The sequence below is a fragment of the Enterobacter sp. 04-C-12-SI-ECC genome, from assembly GCF_047530715.1.
Taxonomy (GTDB): domain Bacteria; phylum Pseudomonadota; class Gammaproteobacteria; order Enterobacterales; family Enterobacteriaceae; genus Enterobacter; species Enterobacter bugandensis.
Window position 1 is genome coordinate 101159 of sequence record NZ_JBLKDI010000005.1, and the last position, 15586, is coordinate 116744.

The 15586-nt window shown below is 56.3% G+C and carries 15 protein-coding genes; 10 read left to right on the plus strand and 5 right to left on the minus strand.

The window, feature by feature from the left end; genetic code table 11:
* Positions 1-7 precede the first annotated feature (7 nt).
* The 3 genes from aroP (at position 8) to ACMWL8_RS10145 (ending at position 3901) form a co-directional block, all read left to right on the plus strand.
* Entirely contained in the window at positions 8-1378 is a 1371-nt protein-coding gene (aroP, locus tag ACMWL8_RS10135) for an aromatic amino acid transporter AroP (protein ID WP_045259470.1), read from the plus strand.
* Positions 1379-1542: 164 nt separating this feature from the next.
* Positions 1543-2940, plus strand: a complete 1398-nt coding sequence (locus ACMWL8_RS10140) for a glycoside-pentoside-hexuronide (GPH):cation symporter (RefSeq protein WP_045259469.1) — start codon at positions 1543-1545, stop codon at positions 2938-2940.
* Positions 2941-2950: 10 nt separating this feature from the next.
* Positions 2951-3901 (plus strand): family 43 glycosylhydrolase, encoded by a 951-nt coding sequence (locus ACMWL8_RS10145; RefSeq protein ID WP_045259468.1) that lies wholly within the window; start codon positions 2951-2953, stop codon positions 3899-3901.
* An 18-nt stretch (positions 3902-3919) separates the two neighbouring features.
* Here ACMWL8_RS10145 and ampE read toward each other — a convergent pair whose 3' ends face one another.
* Together ampE and ampD are read right to left on the minus strand one after the other, a co-directional pair.
* Complete coding sequence (ampE, locus tag ACMWL8_RS10150; RefSeq protein ID WP_045259467.1) at positions 3920-4774, minus strand: beta-lactamase regulator AmpE; 855 nt, start codon at positions 4772-4774, stop codon at positions 3920-3922.
* Positions 4775-4783: 9 nt separating this feature from the next.
* Positions 4784-5335, minus strand: coding sequence for a 1,6-anhydro-N-acetylmuramyl-L-alanine amidase AmpD (gene ampD / locus ACMWL8_RS10155; protein WP_246893665.1), 552 nt, complete (start codon positions 5333-5335; stop codon positions 4784-4786).
* Positions 5336-5422: 87 nt separating this feature from the next.
* Here ampD and nadC point away from each other — a divergent pair, with 87 nt between their 5' ends.
* The 4 genes from nadC (at position 5423) to hofC (ending at position 9495) form a co-directional block, all read left to right on the plus strand.
* The gene (gene nadC / locus ACMWL8_RS10160; protein WP_414751581.1) at positions 5423-6316 is read left to right on the plus strand and encodes a carboxylating nicotinate-nucleotide diphosphorylase; all 894 of its coding nucleotides are present in this window, start codon (positions 5423-5425) and stop codon (positions 6314-6316) included.
* Between the two features lie 174 nt (positions 6317-6490).
* Entirely contained in the window at positions 6491-6928 is a 438-nt protein-coding gene (gene ppdD, locus ACMWL8_RS10165; protein WP_045259464.1) for a prepilin peptidase-dependent pilin, read from the plus strand.
* A 10-nt stretch (positions 6929-6938) separates the two neighbouring features.
* Complete coding sequence (gene gspE, locus ACMWL8_RS10170; protein WP_045259463.1) at positions 6939-8321, plus strand: type II secretion system protein GspE; 1383 nt, start codon at positions 6939-6941, stop codon at positions 8319-8321.
* Entirely contained in the window at positions 8311-9495 is a 1185-nt protein-coding gene (gene hofC / locus ACMWL8_RS10175) for a protein transport protein HofC (RefSeq protein WP_045259462.1), read from the plus strand. The genes gspE and hofC overlap by 11 nt, the downstream gene beginning before the upstream one ends.
* Positions 9496-9536: 41 nt before the next feature.
* Here hofC and ACMWL8_RS10180 read toward each other — a convergent pair whose 3' ends face one another.
* Entirely contained in the window at positions 9537-10580 is a 1044-nt protein-coding gene (locus ACMWL8_RS10180) for a GMP reductase (protein ID WP_414751582.1), read from the minus strand.
* Positions 10581-10808: 228 nt separating this feature from the next.
* Here ACMWL8_RS10180 and coaE point away from each other — a divergent pair, with 228 nt between their 5' ends.
* Genes coaE through yacG form a run of 3 tightly spaced genes read left to right on the plus strand, consistent with a single transcriptional unit; the run spans position 10809 to position 12376 of the window.
* Positions 10809-11429, plus strand: a complete 621-nt coding sequence (gene coaE / locus ACMWL8_RS10185; RefSeq protein ID WP_045259461.1) for a dephospho-CoA kinase — start codon at positions 10809-10811, stop codon at positions 11427-11429.
* The gene (gene zapD / locus ACMWL8_RS10190) at positions 11429-12172 is read left to right on the plus strand and encodes a cell division protein ZapD (protein WP_028015517.1); all 744 of its coding nucleotides are present in this window, start codon (positions 11429-11431) and stop codon (positions 12170-12172) included. Before coaE ends, zapD begins: the two co-directional genes overlap by 1 nt.
* A 9-nt stretch (positions 12173-12181) precedes the next feature.
* Positions 12182-12376, plus strand: coding sequence for a DNA gyrase inhibitor YacG (gene yacG / locus ACMWL8_RS10195; protein ID WP_045259460.1), 195 nt, complete (start codon positions 12182-12184; stop codon positions 12374-12376).
* 34 nt (positions 12377-12410) lie between these two features.
* Here the strand turns inward: yacG and mutT are convergent, their stop codons facing one another.
* The gene (mutT, locus tag ACMWL8_RS10200; protein WP_028015515.1) at positions 12411-12803 is read right to left on the minus strand and encodes an 8-oxo-dGTP diphosphatase MutT; all 393 of its coding nucleotides are present in this window, start codon (positions 12801-12803) and stop codon (positions 12411-12413) included.
* Positions 12804-12860: 57 nt separating this feature from the next.
* A complete protein-coding gene (gene secA, locus ACMWL8_RS10205; protein WP_045259459.1) occupies positions 12861-15566 on the minus strand; it encodes a preprotein translocase subunit SecA in 2706 nt (901 codons plus the stop codon).
* Between the last annotated feature and the right edge of the window lie 20 nt (positions 15567-15586).

Sequence of the window (15586 nt, forward strand, 5' to 3'; positions counted from 1 at the left end):
GTTTCAAATGGAAGCTCAACAGCACGGCGATCAGCTAAAGCGCGGACTTAAAAACCGCCATATACAGCTCATCGCACTGGGCGGTGCGATTGGTACCGGCCTGTTTCTGGGCAGCGCATCCGTTATCCAGTCAGCCGGTCCGGGTATTATTTTGGGTTACGCGATTGCGGGTTTCATCGCTTTTCTGATCATGCGCCAGCTTGGCGAAATGGTCGTTGAAGAGCCGGTCGCAGGCTCGTTCAGCCACTTTGCCTATAAATACTGGGGCAGCTTTGCGGGCTTCGCCTCCGGCTGGAACTACTGGGTGCTGTACGTTCTGGTTGCTATGGCCGAGCTGACCGCCGTCGGGAAGTACATTCAGTTCTGGTATCCGGAGATCCCCACATGGGCGTCTGCTGCAGCCTTCTTCGTGATTATCAACGCCATTAACCTGACCAACGTAAAAGTGTTCGGCGAGATGGAGTTCTGGTTTGCCATTATCAAAGTCATTGCCGTTGTGGCGATGATCATTTTCGGTGGCTGGCTGCTGTTCAGCGGCAACGGCGGCCCGCAGGCTACCGTGCGTAACCTCTGGGAACAGGGCGGCTTCCTGCCTCACGGCATGACCGGTCTGGTGATGATGATGGCCATCATTATGTTCTCCTTCGGCGGTCTGGAGCTGGTAGGGATCACTGCCGCTGAAGCCGACAACCCGGAGCAGAGCATCCCGAAAGCCACAAATCAGGTTATCTACCGTATTCTGATCTTCTATGTGGGCTCACTAGCCGTGCTGCTCTCCCTGCTGCCGTGGACGCGCGTGACCGCTGACACCAGCCCGTTTGTTCTCATCTTCCACGAGCTGGGCGATACCTTTGTCGCCAACGCCCTGAACATCGTGGTGCTGACCGCAGCGCTCTCCGTTTACAACAGCTGCGTATACTGCAACAGCCGTATGCTGTTCGGACTGGCCCAGCAGGGCAACGCGCCGAAGATGCTGCTCAACGTGGATAAACGCGGCGTGCCGGTGAATACCATCATTGTTTCAGCCATCGTGACCGCGCTGTGCGTGCTGATTAACTACATGGCACCGGAATCGGCGTTTGGCCTGCTGATGGCGCTGGTAGTCTCTGCTCTGGTTATCAACTGGGCGATGATCAGCCTGGCGCACATGAAGTTCCGCCGCGCAAAACATCAGCAGGGCGTCACCACGCGCTTCCCTGCCCTGCTCTATCCGCTGGGTAACTGGATTTGCCTGCTGTTTATGGCGGCCGTGCTGGTGATCATGCTGATCACGCCGGGCATGGCGATTTCCGTCTACCTGATCCCGGTCTGGATTGCGATCCTTGGCGTTGGCTATCTCTTCAGCCAGAAAAGCCGTAATGCCATGAAGGCGCACTAAACCTCTCGCCGCGGCACCTGATTTTGCGGGTGCCGCGCGTTGTTACCTCCTTCACATTTTCACGCCAACAGCACATTTATCCATATCACCGCCCTGATACTGCAACGCATATATTCCTTTGCCAGCGAATAATTCTCCCCATACCGTAAACCGGAGAGCTGTCGATGGATAACAACAAACTGTCAGTAAAAGAAAAGATCGGCTATGGGATGGGCGACGCGGGATGCAACATCATCTTCGGCGCCATCATGCTGTTTGTTAACTATTTCTATACGGATATTTTTGGCCTGGCGCCTGCGCTGGTCGGCGTGCTGCTGCTGTCCGTCCGCGTGATTGACGCCGTAACGGACCCGATTATGGGGGCGATTGCCGACCGTACCCGCAGTAAATATGGCCGGTTTCGTCCATGGCTGCTGTGGATTGCGTTCCCCTACGCGCTGTTCAGCATTCTGATGTTCACCACCCCGGAGTGGAGCTATAACAGCAAAGTTATCTATGCGTTTGTCACCTACTTCCTGCTCTCGTTAACCTATACGGCCATCAACATCCCTTACTGCTCGTTAGGTGGGGTGATCACCAACGATCCAAAAGAGCGCGTGGCCTGCCAGTCGTATCGCTTCGTGCTGGTCGGCATCGCCACGCTGCTGCTCTCCTTAACGCTGCTGCCGATGGCCGACTGGTTTGGCGGGGATAACAAAGCCAAAGGCTACCAGATGGCGATGACCGTCCTGGCGCTGATTGGTACCTGTATGTTCCTGTTCTGCTTCGCCACCGTGCGCGAGCGCGTGCGTCCAGCAGTGCAAACCAACGACGAGCTGAAAAACGACCTGAAAGACGTGTGGAAAAACGACCAGTGGGTGCGCATTTTGCTGCTCACGCTGTGCAACGTCTGCCCGGGCTTTATCCGCATGGCGGCGACCATGTATTACGTCACCTGGGTGATGGGCCAGAGCACCCACTTCGCCACGCTGTTTATCAGCCTGGGCGTTGTCGGCATGATGCTTGGCAGCGTGCTGGCAAAAGTGCTGACCGACCGCTGGTGTAAGCTGAAGGTCTTCTTCTGGACCAACATCGTGCTGGCGGCATTCTCCTGCGCCTTCTATTTCTTCGACCCGAAAGCCACTGTTACCATCGTGGTGCTCTACTTCCTGCTGAACATCCTGCACCAGATCCCGTCTCCGCTGCACTGGTCGCTGATGGCTGACGTGGACGACTACGGCGAATGGAAAACCGGGAAGCGCATCACCGGGATCAGCTTCTCGGGTAACATCTTCTTCCTGAAACTGGGCCTGGCGATTGCCGGGGCGATGGTCGGCTTCCTGCTCTCCTGGTACGGTTATGACGCGGGCGCAAAAGCGCAAAGCGCGGACGCTATTAACGGGATCGTGCTGCTCTTTACCGTCATTCCGGGCATTGGATACTTAATTACCGCTGGGGTGGTACGTCTGCTGAAAGTGGACCGCGAAACCATGAAGCAGATCCAGGCCGATCTGGAAAAGCGCCGTACCAACTACCGCGAGCTGAATGACTATCAGGAACTCAAAGCCGCTGAGACTAAATAAGGAAAGCCGCATGCATAACTGGCCAAACCCGTTTATCGAACAACGCGCCGACCCGTACATTTTACGCCATGAGGGACAGTACTATTTTATTGCCTCCGTGCCGCAGTACGACAGGCTGGCGATCCGCCGCGCAGACTCGCTGGAAGGACTACGCGGTGCTGAAGAGGTAGTGGTCTGGCGCAAACCCGAGACCGGCCCGATGAGCCAGCTGATTTGGGCACCGGAACTGCACCACATTGACGGAAAGTGGTACATCTATTTTGCCGCGACGCACACCCAGGCGCTCGACGCTCTCGGGATGTTCCAGCACCGCATGTTTGCGATTGAGTGTGCGGACCGCGATCCGCTCAGCGGTACCTGGATCGAGAAAGGGCAAATCAACACCCCGTTCGACACCTTCGCCCTGGACGCCACCACCTTTGTTCATCAGGGCAAACGCTGGTACCTGTGGGCGCAAAAAGCCCCGGATATTTCCGGCAACTCTAACCTCTATCTGTGTGAAATGGAGAACCCGTGGACGCTGAAAGGTGAGCCGGTGATGCTCAGCAAGCCAGAATACGACTGGGAATGCCGTGGTTTCTGGGTCAACGAAGGTCCGGCGGTGCTGGTTCACGGCGATAAGCTGTTTATCAGCTACTCCGCCAGCGCCACCGATGAGAACTACTGCATGGGGTTACTGTGGATAGACCTGAACGCCGATCCGCAAAACCCGGCAAACTGGCACAAATCCCCTCGCCCGGTTTTCGTCACCAGCTATGAGAACCGCCAGTACGGGCCAGGCCACAACAGCTTTACGCAAACGCCGGAAGGGGAAGATGTATTGGTGTATCACGCAAGAAATTACACCGAAATTGAAGGCGATCCGCTTTACGATCCGAACCGTCATACCCGCCTGAAGCTTGTCCGCTGGGACGAAAACGGGATGCCTGATTTCGGCATCCCGCCTGCGGATACGTTATAGCCTCTGCGGCGCGCTGGGTTACACCAGCGTGCCATAAATCGTCAGCAGCGCCACAATCACCACCACCACAAACGAGGTTTTCTTCGCCATGGAGACGGCGGCCTTTGGCGTTTCGATCTTGTCGGTATGCGGTTCGCGCGCCAGCGAGAACTGCGCCAGGCGCGTCAACACCTGGTACTGGGACGTATGGCGGTCCCCAAGAGAAGCGAACCATGCGGGCAGCGCTTTTTCACCGTGCCCAATTAAGGCGTACACCACGCCCACCAGACGCACCGGTAGCCAGTCGAGCACGTGCAGGATGGCATCAATGCCGGACAGCAAACGCTCATGCAGCGTCAGATAACGGGCAAGCCAGGTCTGCCAGGCCCGCAGAAACGCATAGCCCATCAGCAGTACCGGCCCCCACGGGCCGCCCACCACAAACCAGAACAGCGGAGCCAGGTAGTAGCGGAAGTTAATCCACAGCAGCGCGTTTTGCAGCTCGCGCAGGAACTCGCGCTCGTCGCAGTCCGGCGGCACGCCGTGGATCATCGTCAGCTCGCTCGCCATCGCGCCGCGCGCGTGGGCATCGTCACGGGAGGCGGCTTTCAGGTAGGCGTGATAGTGCAAACGCACCTTGCCCGCACCAATGCACAGCACGCCGAGCAGGATCCACACCACCAGCAGCGGCACGTTGAAAAAGAGTCCGTACAGCGAGCGCAGCAGCAGGAAGGTAATAAGCATGACGCCCGCCATCATCAGCAGCGTGCGCAGCATGGAAAAGTGCTTGATGCGGCGGAATAACACCTCCAGCCGGTGATCCAGTTGCCAGTGCTCGCCGAGCTTGAACAGGCGTTCAGCGATGATAACCAGCAGCATGGTAAACAACGTCATGGTATCTCCTTATTCTGACGACGCGGCAAGCATGGCGCGAAACCGCGGCCAGTCAAATGCCGGGCCGGGATCGGTTTTTCTCGCCGGAGCGATATCGCTGTGCCCGGTTATATTGTCGGCGATTGCCGGGTAGAGTGCGATAAGCGTGCGGGTAATAGCAACCAGCTGCTGATACTGGGCATCGGTATAGGGGGTAATGTCCGTACCTTCCAGCTCGATCCCAATCGAGAAATCGTTGCACCGTTCGCGCCCGTGATACATCGATACCCCGGCATGCCAGGCGCGCTTATCAAAAGGAACATACTGAACCACCTCACCATCACGGCGAATCAGGCAGTGAGCCGACACGCGCAGATGCGCAATCTCAGCGAAGAAGGGATGAGCATTGGGATCTATCGTTCCCGTAAATAACGCATCGATCCACGGGCCGCCAAACTCACCCGGCGGGAGGCTAATATTATGAACCACCAGCAGTGTGGGCTTTTCATCCTCCGGGCGGCAGTCGTGGTGCGGCGAGGGCACATGCCGCGCATCCACCAGCCATCCGTTTTCTAACAACATGCTGGAACTCCTTCTGTATGGTGCAATGACTCGGTTCAGAGTAGCATGTTTCAATATTATGATTCGTTACCAATTTGGAGTTTTATCATGCCGCCTCGCCGCTACAACCCCGACCACCGACGTGAAGCGCTTCTGGAACGTATTAATATGGATATTCCGGCAAGCGTCGCCCATGCGTTGAAAGAAGACCTGGGGGGTGACGTTAACGCCGATAAAGATATTACCGCACAATTGTTGCCAAAAGAGACACGCTCGCACGCGGTCATTATCACCCGTGAGGAGGGCGTTTTCTGCGGCAAGCGTTGGGTTGAAGAGGTCTTTACTCAGCTGGCGGGTGACGATGTACAGGTGACATGGCACGTTGATGATGGTGATGCAGTGACCGCCAATCAGCCGCTGTTCGAGCTGGACGGTCCTTCCCGCGTATTACTGACCGGCGAGCGTACCGCGCTCAATTTTGTCCAAACGCTCTCTGGCGTCGCCAGTGAAGTGCGCCGCTACGTTGACCTGCTGGCCGGCACCCGTACCCAGCTGCTTGATACCCGCAAAACGCTGCCGGGCCTGCGCACTGCGCTGGAGTACGCGGTGCTCTGCGGCGGCGGCGCAAACCATCGTCTGGGCTTATCCGATGCTTTCCTGATTAAAGAGAACCACATTATTGCTTCTGGCTCCGTGCGTCAGGCGGTGGAAAAGGCCTTCTGGCTGCATCCGGATGTGCCGGTTGAGGTGGAAGTTGAAAGCCTGGAAGAGCTGGAGCAGGCGATTAAGGCCGGGGCCGATATCATCATGCTCGATAACTTCGAGACGGAGCAGATGCGCGAGGCGGTGAAACTGACCAACGGCCGGGCCCAGCTTGAAGTGTCCGGAAACGTCACTTTCGAGACGATCCGTGAGTTCGCCGAAACCGGCGTGGATTACATCTCCGTTGGCGCGCTGACCAAGCACGTTCGCGCCCTCGATCTCTCAATGCGCTTCAAATAACGCACGCTCCCCTCTCTGCCCGGAGAGGGGAATTTCAGCCTCGCTCGCAAATCCATTGTCCTTCTCTGCAACACGGAATGAATTCTCTGAAGCTCCTTTCTCGTTATCTTTTTTGCCCCTCGTTTCTGCCCTGTCCCGCTGACAAAGTAGCGCCACTTTGCATAAGGAGCAGATATGGACAGACAACAAGGATTCACACTCATTGAGCTGATGGTGGTCATTGGCATTATTGCGATTCTGAGCGCCATCGGCGTTCCCGCCTATCAGAACTACCTGCGTAAAGCAGCCCTCACCGATATGCTGCAAACTTTCGTTCCCTATCGCACTGCCATTGAGCTTTGCGCGCTCGATCGCGGCGGCGTGGAGAGCTGCGATGCCGGCAGTAACGGTATTCCCTCTCCTGCAACGACGCGTTACGTTTCAGGAATGAGCGTGGCAAAAGGGATCGTGACCTTAACAGGCCAGGAGAGCCTGAACGGGCTGACGGTAACCATGACGCCGCAGTGGAGCAACGGCAACGGTATGACGGGCTGGACGCGTGACTGCAATATCAGTGCTGACAGCGCGCTTAAGCAGGCCTGCGAAGACGTCTTCCGCTTCGACACTAACTAAGGAGCGGATAATGAACACCGATCAACTCGTGGCGCTTTGTCTTCGCCACCATGCCCTGCTGCTCACCAGTGACAGCGACATGATTAGCATCGCCGTCGTGGGAACCCCCGCGCCTGAACTGATGGAGGCCCTGCGCTTCGCGACCCAGAAGCGGATTGATATCGAATGCTGGAGCGCTGAACGCATGGAAAAGCACCGGCAGTTAACCGCGCAATCGCATCTGCCCGTCGTTTCGCAACCCCACTCTGCGGTGGATATCCTCAACCAGACGCTGCAGCAGGCAGTAAACCAGCGCGCGTCTGACATCCATATCGAACCAATGGAGCACGCGTGCCAGATCCGCTTACGTATCGACGGGGTACTTTATCCGCAGCCTCCCCTTTCCGCCGCGCTGGCGACGATGCTCAGCGCCCGGTTAAAAGTGCTGGGTAATCTGGATATTGCGGAACGGCGCTTACCTCAGGACGGTCAGTTTACGATTGAGCTGACAAACGAGCCGGTCTCGTTTCGTATCGCCACGCTTCCCTGCAACGGCGGTGAGAAAATTGTGCTGCGTTTGCTACATCAGGTTCAGCAGGCGCTGGAGCCGAACGCGCTTGGCATGAGCGCTAAACAGCTGGCCTGTTTTAATGAGGTACTCCACCAGCCTCAGGGGCTAATTCTGGTCACCGGCCCGACGGGCAGCGGCAAAACCGTAACGCTCTATAGCGCGCTGCAGGCGCGTAACACCCCTGACGTCAACATCTGCAGCGTGGAGGATCCCATCGAGATCCCGCTTGCGGGGTTAAATCAGACGCAGGTTAACCCCCGCGCGGGCTTAACATTCCAGAGCGTACTGAGAGCGCTGCTCCGTCAGGATCCGGACATCATTATGGTAGGGGAAATTCGCGATGGTGAAACGGCAGAAATTGCCATTAAAGCCGCGCAGACCGGGCATCTGGTATTGTCGACGCTGCACACCAACTCGACGACGGAAACCCTCATTCGTCTGGAGCAGATGGGCGTGGCGCGCTGGATGATCTCTTCCGCGCTCTCGATGGTAATTGCCCAGCGGCTGGTTCGGCGCCTTTGCCCGTACTGCCGACAGAAAACAGGGGAGCATACGGACCTGCCGCGCTCGGTTTGGCCGCGGCAACTTCCTCGCTGGCAGCCTGCAGGCTGCGATCGTTGTTATCACGGTTTTTACGGGCGCGTGGCCATTTTTGAAGTACTTGAGATCGATAACCCCCTGCGCCAGGCTATTGCCAGCGGGGCAGGCACCGAGGTGATTGAAGCCAGCGCCCGACAGGCTGGACTCATCTCGCTGTTTGAACACGGCTGCATGACCGTTGAACAAGGGATGACCACGCTTGAAGAGTTAGTGCGTGTTCTGGGTATGCCCGATGGCTGCTAATCAACTCTGGCGCTGGCGAGCAATCTCCGCTGAAGGAGCCCCCCGACACGGGGTACTCTGGGCCACCGACCGCAACGCAGCCTTCACCAGGCTGATGCGTAACGACCTCCATCCTCTGGCCCTGACCCGATGCGCTCAAAGGCACCGCTGGCGTCCACATCACTGCTACGAGATGTTTCGTCAGCTCGCAACGCTCCTGCAGGCCGGGCTGACGCTCGCGCATAGTCTGCAAATGCTGGCAGACCAACATCCAGTAGAACCGTGGCGGGGGCTACTGCAAAATGTTGCCGATGAACTCAGTGAAGGCTGTCCTTTTTCTGAGGCGCTCAAACGGTGGCCAGCGGTCTTTAGCCCACTGCATATCTCAATGGTGAAAACCGGAGAGCTAACGGGGAAGCTTGAAGCGTGCTGCCGAGAGCTTGCAGAGCAGCAAAAAGCGCAGCAGCAGCTCAGCGCGAAGGTGAAAAAAGCGCTGCGCTACCCGGCGATCGTCCTGACGCTGGCCGTGCTCGTCGTGCTGGCAATGGTCACCCTGGTTTTGCCCGAATTTGCCGCGATCTACAAAACCTTTAATACCCCGCTTCCGGCGCTGACGCGAATTGTTATGGGGATAGCCGCGTTTATGCAGTCATATGCCCTTGCGCTGTTCGCGATGCTGCTTGTTCCCGTAACTGCAGCCTGGCCTCTGCGACACCATCCTCGCTGGCAGCGTATTCTGCTGAGTTTTCCCGTAATGGGCGCGCTGGCGAAAGGGCAAAAACTGGGGCAGATCTTCACCGTGCTGTCGCTCACGCAGCAGGCGGGCATTGCATTCTTACAGGGGCTTGAAAGTGCAGAAGAGACTGTTGAAAGCCGGTACTGGCAGGGAATACTCCGCAGCATACGCGAGAACATTGAAAAAGGTCTCCCCGTCTGGTCGTCCTTTCAGAAGGCGGCAATGTTTACCCCGCTCTGTATTCAGCTTTTACGAACCGGCGAGATATCAGGTTCGCTGGACGTCATGCTGGCAAACCTTGCTCGCCATCACACGGAACAGACCTTTCAACGTGCAGACAACCTGGCGGCGCTTCTGGAGCCACTGCTCCTGGTTGTTACGGGGGTTATCATCGGCACGCTGGTGGTGGCAATGTATCTGCCGATTTTCCATCTGGGAGATGCGATGAGCGCGGGGTAGTGCAGTAGCGCTGGCGCACAAGCATGCGCCAGCGAAAGCCATTACAGGCTATTGAAAACGCGGTTTTCCTGCTCCTGAACGCGAATAAACGTTGTGCGTTTCGTCAGCTCTTTCAGGCGGGATGCACCCACGTAGGTACAGGCTGAGCGCAGGCCGCCCAGGATGTCGCGCGCGGTGTTTTCAACCGGGCCGCGCAGAGGCAGCTTCACGGTTTTGCCTTCTGCCGCACGGTATTTAGCCACGCCACCGACGTGGCGGGTCATCGCGGATTCAGAGCTCATACCGTAAAACAGCATGAATTTCTCGCCGTTCTCTTCCACCACGGTGCCGCCGCTCTCTTCGTGGCCTGCCAGCATACCGCCGAGCATCACGAAGTCCGCGCCGCCGCCAAAGGCCTTTGCGACATCGCCCGGCATGGTGCAACCGCCGTCGCTGATGATCTGGCCGCCCAGGCCGTGCGCCGCGTCGGCACATTCAATGACCGCGGAAAGCTGCGGATAACCCACACCGGTTTTCACGCGCGTGGTGCATACGGACCCCGGGCCAATGGCCACTTTCACAATGTCGGCACCGGAAAGGATCAGCTCTTCACACATTTCACCGGTCACCACGTTGCCCGCAATGATAGTTTTGGTCGGCCAGGCTTCGCGCGCCTTGCTGACGAACTGCACGAAGTGCTCGGAGTAACCGTTCGCCACATCAATACAAACGAAGCTAAGCGCCGGGTTGGCATTCAGGATCTGTTTGGTTTTCTCGAAATCGGCGTCGGAAGTACCGGTGGAAACCATCACGTGCTTCACCACGTCAGCAGAGGCGGACGCAACAAACGCATTCCACTCTTCAGGAGTGTAGTGCTTGTGGACTGCAGTAAGAATATCGAACTGAGCCAGCGCCGTTGCCATCTCAAAGGTACCGACTGTATCCATGTTGGCAGCAATGATTGGCACGCCAGACCACGTCTGACCGGAATGCTTAAAGGTGAATTGACGTTCGAGTTCAACGTCTGAGCGACTTTTCAGTGTAGAGCGTTTAGGGCGGATAAGAACGTCTTTGAAACCTAACTTCAGATCTTCTTCGATACGCATGTGCGGATTCCTGGGGTTAGAGGCAAATATGTTAAAAGCACAACTCCAGTGACGCTATCATACGCACTAATACCTGCTCCGCAAGACTGCGAAATTCTCTTTTTTTACGCTACAATCCTATAAATTTACCTGGTAAAAAGCCGGTAAAGAGAATCAAACAATTACTGTCGCACGTTTGTTTTTTAAGCAACTGATTTCCATAATGAATAATTCCCAGGATTTGATTTAATGGGGTATATCGTCGCAGTAACCGGCGGCATCGGTAGTGGCAAAAGTACCGTTGCGGACGCGTTTTCTCGTCTCGGCATCGCGATTATTGATGCTGATATTATTGCCCGTCAGGTGGTAGAGCCCAATACACCCGCGCTAAAGGCCATCGCCGACCATTTCGGTCAGGCAATCATCAATGCCGATGGCACACTGAACCGCCGTCAGCTTCGCGAATATATTTTTTCCGATTCTGCGGAAAAAGCCTGGCTTAATGCCCTGCTCCACCCCATTATCCACCAGGAAACTCAGCGTCAGATAGCCGCAGCCCGCTCGCCCTATGTCCTGTGGGTGGTTCCGCTCCTGGTAGAAAATCAGCTGTATAAAAAAGCCAATCGGGTATTGGTGATTGATGTCACACCCGAGACGCAAATCCAGCGAACCATGACGCGCGACCACATCTCGCGTGAACATGCTGAACAAATTCTTGCCGCTCAGGCCACTCGCGCTCAGCGCCTTGCCGTTGCGGATGATGTTATTGATAATAACGGCGCACCAGATGCCATTGCATCGGATGTTGCCCGCCTGCACGAGCAGTATCTAACCTTCGCCGCGCAGGCCGTTGCACAGGAAAAACCATAATGTCGACTCACATCCTTTTTGAGCACCCGCTTAATGAAAAAATGCGTACCTGGCTGCGCATTGAATTTCTCATCCAACAGCTTTCACAACATCTGCCTGTTAACGATCATGCCACGGCGTTGCACTTCTTTCGCAACGTAGGCGATCTGCTGGATGTGATTGAACGTGGCGATGTCCGCACGGAGCTGTTGAAAGAGCTGGAGCGCCAGCAGCGTAAATTACAGGCCTGGGCCGAAGTACCGGGCGTGGATCAAAGTCGAATTGACGCCTTACGCCAGCAGTTGAAAAACAGCAGCACGACGCTGATGGCCGCGCCGCGCGTTGGGCAATATTTACGAGAAGACCGTTTGATAGCGCTGGTGCGCCAGCGCCTGAGCATACCGGGCGGTTGCTGTAGCTTTGATCTGCCAACGCTGCATATGTGGCTGCATATGCCGCAGGAACAGCGCGATCGCCAGGTAAACAGCTGGCTGGGTAGCCTGGAGCCGATGAATCAGACGCTATCGCTGATCCTCGATCTTGTGCGTAACTCTGCCCCGTTCCGCAAGCAAACCAGTCTCAACGGTTTTTATCAGGACAACGGCGACGACGCCGATCTTCTGCGTCTAAATTTGTCTCTTGGCGAGCAGCTTTATCCACAAATTTCCGGGCATAAAAGCCGTTTCGCGATCCGCTTTATGCCGCTGGACAGTGAAAATGGCACCGTGCCGGAACGCCTCGATTTTGAACTGGCCTGTTGTTAAGGAGTGCCAATGTCTGACGTCACCACCGTAAACTGCCCAACCTGTGGGAAAACTGTCGTCTGGGGAGAAGAGAGTCCGTTTCGCCCGTTCTGCTGCAAGCGCTGTCAGCTCATTGATCTGGGCGAATGGGCGGCGGAAGAGAAACGAATTCCGAGCGAAGGCGACCTCTCGGATAGCGATGACTGGAGCGAAAGCCAGCAGTAACGTTCAAAGCCTGCTGGCGATTCGTTCGGCAGGCCTACATGTTTGTCGCTAAGCGGCGGATCACAGGCTCATTGGCTGGCGGGAATTTGTCGGCATCACTGACCTGAAGTTCCACCCAGTTACCCGGCTGTCCCTCTTTTCCCCAGGGTTCACCTTCCCAGCTTTCCACCAGCCAGAACCACAGCGTGATGTGCCTGTCGGGAAACTGATACTCCAGCTTATCGAACAGCGTGGCGCCAAGCGGGGTAATCCCCACCTCTTCCTGCAGCTCACGCACCAGCGCCTCTTCCGGGGTTTCTCCTGATTCGATTTTCCCGCCAGGAAACTCCCACTTGTTCGCCATATGGGCGTCAGCAGCGCGCTGGGTGATGAAGATTTGGTTTTGCGGGTTGCGAATAATCCCGACGGCAATTTGCAGTATTTTCATAGCGTCACTTCCATAAAAAAGGCGCAGATATCTGCGCCTTTTCAGTTAGTTATGTTCTTAGCTCAGGCGGCCGTGGCACGCCTTGTATTTTTTACCGGAACCACACGGACACGGATCGTTACGACCGACTTTACGATCGCCGGTCTGCGCGGCGATCGCTGCTGCGGCTTCGCTTTCGTCAGTCTGGTGGCTCAGCTGTTGCATCTGCGCCAGACGCTCAGCTTCTTCACGACGCTGCTGCTCCATCGCTTCCACTTCTTCCGGCATGCGCACCTGAACCTTGCTCAGGGTGCTGATCACTTCGTACTTCAGTGACTCCAGCATAGAGGCAAACATGGAGAAGGATTCACGCTTGTACTCCTGCTTCGGATCTTTCTGCGCATAGCCGCGCAGGTGGATACCCTGACGCAGGTAGTCCATCGCCGCCAGGTGCTCTTTCCACAGGGAGTCCAGCGTCTGCAGCATCACCCCTTTTTCGAAGTGACGCATCATCTCAGCGCCAACCACTTCTTCCTTACGCTTATAAACCTCCAGCGCGGTTTCAAAGATACGTTCGCGCAGGGTCTCTTCATGCAGCTCAGGCTCTTTGTCCAGCCACTCTTTGATTGGCAGATCGAGATCGAAGTCGTTTTTCAGACGTTCCTGCAGGCCTTCAACGTCCCACATCTCTTCCAGAGACTGCGGCGGAATATGCGCGTCGATGGTGGCTTTGAACACATCTTCGCGGATGCTGTTGATGGTTTCGCTCACGTCGGACACGTCCAGCAGTTCGTTACGCTGGGTGTAGATCGCGCGACGCTGATCGTTGGCCACGTCATCATATTCCAGCAGCTGCTTACGAATATCGAAGTTGCGGCTTTCCACTTTACGCTGGGCGTTAGCGATCGCTTTAGTCACCCATGGGTGCTCAATGGCTTCACCAGGCTTCATGCCCAGCTTACGCATCATGCCGGACACGCGGTCGGAGGCGAAAATACGCATCAGCGCATCTTCCATAGACAGGTAGAAGCGGGAAGAACCGGCATCACCCTGACGGCCCGCACGGCCGCGCAGCTGGTTGTCGATACGACGAGATTCGTGACGCTCGGTACCGATGATGTGCAGACCACCAGATGCCAGCACCGCGTCGTGACGCACCTGCCAGTCGGCTTTGATCTGCTCGATCTGCTCTGGCGTTGGGTTTTCCAGCTCAGCGACTTCAGCCTGCCAGCTACCGCCGAGCATAATATCGGTACCACGACCCGCCATGTTGGTGGCGATGGTCACGGCTGCCGGATAGCCCGCCTGAGCAACAATGTCCGCTTCTTTAGCGTGGAACTTGGCGTTCAGAACGTTGTGCTTGATGCCTGCTTTGGTCAGCTCATTGGAAACCACCTCGGATTTCTCGATGGAGATGGTCCCCACCAGAACCGGCTGACCATTGGCAGTACGGTCGCGAATATCTTCGATGATCGCCTGAATTTTTTCCGCTTCGGTCATGTACACCAGGTCCGGCATATCCTTACGGATCATCGGACGGTTGGTTGGCACCACTACGGTATCCAGCTTGTAGATGGAGCTGAATTCAAACGCTTCGGTATCTGCGGTACCGGTCATCCCCGCCAGCTTCTCATACAGACGGAAGTAGTTCTGGAAGGTGATTGAGGCCAGCGTCTGGTTTTCGTTTTGAATGTCCACGCCTTCTTTCGCTTCAACGGCCTGATGCAGACCATCAGACCAGCGACGACCCTGCATGGTACGGCCGGTGTGTTCATCGACAATGATGACTTCACCGTCTTTCACGATGTAGTCAACGTCGCGGGTGAACAGCGCGTGGGCGCGCAGCGCGGCGGTCACGTGGTGCATCAGCATGATGTTGCTCGGAGAGTACAGAGACTCACCTTCTTCCATAATGCCTTCAGCCACCAGCAGCTCTTCGATTTTCACCAGACCGCGTTCGGTCAGGTTCACCTGGCGCGCTTTTTCATCTACGGAGAAGTGGCCTTCACCCTGGAAGGTATCGGAGTCTTCTTTCTCCTGACGCAGCAGGTGTGGAATGATTTTGTCGACTTTACGGTACATGTCAGAGCTGTCTTCGGCCGGGCCGGAGATGATCAGCGGGGTACGCGCTTCATCGATCAGAATGGAGTCAACCTCATCCACCAGCGCATAGTGCAGCTTACGCTGGACGCGCTCTTCCGGGCTGAACGCCATGTTGTCGCGCAGGTAGTCGAAGCCGTATTCGTTGTTGGTGCCGTAGGTGATGTCCGCGTTGTAGGCTTCGCGCTTGGCGGGTGCCGGCAGTCCGGACATGTTGATGCCGACGGTCATGCCGAGGAATTCGAACAGCGGACGGTTGTTTTCGGCATCACGCTGGGCCAGATAGTCGTTGACGGTAACGACGTGAACGCCTTTACCGGTCAGTGCATTCAGGTAAGCCGGCAGCGTTGCGGTCAGGGTTTTACCTTCACCGGTACGCATTTCCGCGATGCAGCGTTCATTAAGCACCATACCGCCCAGCAATTGAACGTCGAAGTGACGCATGCCGAACACACGTTTACTCGCTTCACGCACAACGGCGAAAGCTTCCGGGATCAGGCTCTCTAAGGTTTCGCCTTTTTCCAGGCGTGCGCGGAACTCCGCGGTTTTCGCCTTCAGCTCATCATCAGAGAGCTTCTCCATCGCCGGTTCCATACCGTTGATGATGTTTACAGCTTTGCGCATACGGCGCAGGGTACGATCGTTACGACTACCAAAAACTTTGGTTAATAATTTGATTAGCATAATAAATTCTCAAACGCCCC

Excerpts from the sequence above, each read along its gene's own strand:
- aroP (WP_045259470.1), top strand. The coding sequence starts at position 8 with ATGGAAGCTCAACAGCACGGCGATCAGCTAAAGCGCGGACTTAAAAAC.
- ACMWL8_RS10140 (WP_045259469.1), top strand. The coding sequence starts at position 1,543 with ATGGATAACAACAAACTGTCAGTAAAAGAAAAGATCGGCTATGGGATG.
- ACMWL8_RS10145 (WP_045259468.1), top strand. The coding sequence starts at position 2,951 with ATGCATAACTGGCCAAACCCGTTTATCGAACAACGCGCCGACCCGTAC.
- ampE (WP_045259467.1), bottom strand. The coding sequence starts at position 4,774 with ATGACGTTGTTTACCATGCTGCTGGTTATCATCGCTGAACGCCTGTTC.
- ampD (WP_246893665.1), bottom strand. The coding sequence starts at position 5,335 with ATGTTGTTAGAAAACGGATGGCTGGTGGATGCGCGGCATGTGCCCTCG.
- nadC (WP_414751581.1), top strand. The coding sequence starts at position 5,423 with ATGCCGCCTCGCCGCTACAACCCCGACCACCGACGTGAAGCGCTTCTG.
- ppdD (WP_045259464.1), top strand. The coding sequence starts at position 6,491 with ATGGACAGACAACAAGGATTCACACTCATTGAGCTGATGGTGGTCATT.
- gspE (WP_045259463.1), top strand. The coding sequence starts at position 6,939 with ATGAACACCGATCAACTCGTGGCGCTTTGTCTTCGCCACCATGCCCTG.
- hofC (WP_045259462.1), top strand. The coding sequence starts at position 8,311 with ATGGCTGCTAATCAACTCTGGCGCTGGCGAGCAATCTCCGCTGAAGGA.
- ACMWL8_RS10180 (WP_414751582.1), bottom strand. The coding sequence starts at position 10,580 with ATGCGTATCGAAGAAGATCTGAAGTTAGGTTTCAAAGACGTTCTTATC.
- coaE (WP_045259461.1), top strand. The coding sequence starts at position 10,809 with ATGGGGTATATCGTCGCAGTAACCGGCGGCATCGGTAGTGGCAAAAGT.
- zapD (WP_028015517.1), top strand. The coding sequence starts at position 11,429 with ATGTCGACTCACATCCTTTTTGAGCACCCGCTTAATGAAAAAATGCGT.
- yacG (WP_045259460.1), top strand. The coding sequence starts at position 12,182 with ATGTCTGACGTCACCACCGTAAACTGCCCAACCTGTGGGAAAACTGTC.
- mutT (WP_028015515.1), bottom strand. The coding sequence starts at position 12,803 with ATGAAAATACTGCAAATTGCCGTCGGGATTATTCGCAACCCGCAAAAC.
- secA (WP_045259459.1), bottom strand. The coding sequence starts at position 15,566 with ATGCTAATCAAATTATTAACCAAAGTTTTTGGTAGTCGTAACGATCGT.